The 2314-nt window shown below is 63.9% G+C and carries 1 protein-coding gene and 2 pseudogenes; 2 read left to right on the top strand and 1 reads right to left on the bottom strand.

What is annotated here, in order from left to right:
- Nucleotides 1-350: 350 nt before the first annotated feature.
- Nucleotides 351-1274, bottom strand: a pseudogene (locus ACFFWD_RS20895) (LysR family transcriptional regulator).
- Between the two features lie 109 nt (nucleotides 1275-1383).
- Here ACFFWD_RS20895 and ACFFWD_RS20900 point away from each other — a divergent pair.
- Both ACFFWD_RS20900 and ACFFWD_RS20905 read left to right on the top strand, forming a co-directional pair.
- On the top strand, nucleotides 1384-2163 hold the full coding sequence (locus ACFFWD_RS20900; protein ID WP_376968378.1) for an SDR family oxidoreductase: 780 nt from the start codon (nucleotides 1384-1386) through the stop codon (nucleotides 2161-2163).
- A gap of 36 nt (nucleotides 2164-2199) precedes the next feature.
- Nucleotides 2200-2314: pseudogene (locus ACFFWD_RS20905) on the top strand (glutathione S-transferase family protein); the annotation flags it as partial.

Genomic DNA, 2314 nt, shown 5'->3' on the forward strand with positions numbered 1-2314 from the left:
ATGCCGAATATGGCCGACCTGCAACCGGTCCAGCCCTTCCAGCGCATAGGGGTTGCTCATCGATCCCTCCCGGTACCGCGCGTTGCTGAAATATTACATCGTCACCACGACCATTGCATCGCGATCTTGCAGGCAACTCGTGGCTTCCGCTGCCCGGTCAAGCGGAAAGGTCGCCGTGACTGCCTGCGTCACAGGGCCGCGCGTACAACGCGAGCGACTCAGTCTGATTGGGGGCGTTGACTGCAGGCAGCGACAGCGTGAACGTGCCAGTTGATGCAGGGACTGTCGCAAGATTTCAGCGAGGGACATAAACCGTCACCTTCCCGATGCGGCTCGCGCGGCGCACGTCCCTAACCCCATGGCGGCGTGCCGCGAAATGTCTCGGCCAGAAAATCCACCATGACGCGCACCTTGGCGCTGAGGTGGCGGCGGCTGGGATAGACCGCCAGCACGTCGGTTTCAGGCATGCGGTAGCCGGTCAACAGGGGCACCAGCCGTTTCCGCCGCAAATCCTCGCCGATCAGGAAGGTCGGCTGCCTCACAATGCCAAGGCCGGCCAGCGCCGCTGCGCGGGCGGTATCACCATTGTTGGTGCGCATGATGTGGCGCAACGCTACCTAATGCTCCTTGCCCGCATTGTCCAGCAACCGCCACTCGTCAACGGAATCCGAATAGACATAGGCAATGCAGGCATGATCCTTGAGGTCCTCGGGGCTCAGCGGCGCGCCGTGGCGCGCGACGTAGTCGGGGGAAGCGCAGATCAGGTGGCGCGTGGTCGCGAGCTTGCGACCGACAAGGGCCGGCGATCCGCCGCGCGAGATGCGGACGGCCAGATCGTAGCCCTCCTCGACGAGATCGACGACGCGATCGACCAGGCTGACATCGAGCTCGATATCCGGATAGCGCGCGCAGAAGCGCGGCCAGAGCGGCGCCAGATGACGAATGCCGAAACTCAATGGTGCGTTGATCCGCAGGCGTCCGCGCGGCTGCATCGCGGCGGTGGACGCGATTGCTTCGGCTTCGGCCACGTCCTCGAGGATGGCGAGCGCCCGGTCGTGCAGCATCTTTCCGGTCTCGGTCAGCGACAGCCGCCGCGACGTGCGGTTAAGCAGACGGGCGCCGAGCACCTCCTCCAATTCGTTGACGTACCGGGTGACATTCGCCGGCGAGGTGTCGAGCTTGTCCGCGGCGCGGGTGAAGCTGCCTTGGCCTACGACAGCGGCGAAAACCTCGAAAGCCCGTAACCGGTCCATGTCTCGCCCCGCATCATTCATAAAAACTGAATGATGTAACCAGTTTCTGTGTCTTCTTTCAATTCTATGTTGGGTTTACCCGTGATCCATCAGGCCGCGATTGGCGCAGCCGCAAAAGGGAAAAACGGACATGACACAGCAGCAAACAGGGCGCCTTCAGAACAAGGTCGCCATCGTCACCGGCGCAAGCTCCGGCATCGGCCGCGCTACCGCCAAGCTCTTCGCAGCCGAAGGTGCCAAGGTTGTCGTCGGCGCACGGCGTGAATCCGAACTTGCGAGCCTCGTGGACGAAATCAAGGCCAGCGGCGGTACGGCCGTGGCACTCGCCGGCGACGTGCGCTCCGAAGCCTATGCCCGGGCCCTCGCCGCGCTGGCCGTCAGGACCTTCGGCAGGCTCGACATCGCGTTCAACAATGCCGGCACGCTCGGCGAAGGTGGGCCCTCGACCGGCGTTTCCGAGGCGGGCTGGAACGATGCCATCGCCATCAACCTCACCGGCTCGTTCCTCGGCGCGAAGCACCAGATCGCCGAGATGGTCAAGCATGGCGGCGGATCGGTGATCTTCACCTCGACGTTTGTCGGCCACACGACATCATTTCCCGGCGTCGCCGCCTATGCCGCGAGCAAGTCGGGCCTGATCGGACTGACGCAGACGCTGGCTGCCGAGTTCGGCCCGCAGAATGTTAGAGTCAACGCAATCCTGCCGGGCGCGGTGGACACCGACATGTACCGCGAGATGAACGACACCCCCGACAAGACGGCCTTCATCACCAATCTTCACGCGCTAAAGCGCGTCGGGCGGCCGGAGGAAGTCGCGCGGTCGGTCCTCTATTTGGCATCCGACGATTCCACCTTCGTCAGCGGTACCGCGTCTCTGATCGATGGCGGTCTTTCCATCACCCGCACCTGAGCAGGGCGCGGGCAGACACGCAACGAGGAGGCTGACATGGGACTGCTGGTCGAAGGTCACTGGCGCGATGCCTGGTACGACACCGCGCCGTCGCGTGGCCGCTTCGTGCGCAAGGATGCAGCCTTCCGCAACTGGATTACGGCCGACGGCA

Origin of the sequence: Bradyrhizobium erythrophlei (assembly GCF_042430365.1) — a bacterium.
GTDB lineage: Bacteria > Pseudomonadota > Alphaproteobacteria > Rhizobiales > Xanthobacteraceae > Bradyrhizobium > Bradyrhizobium erythrophlei.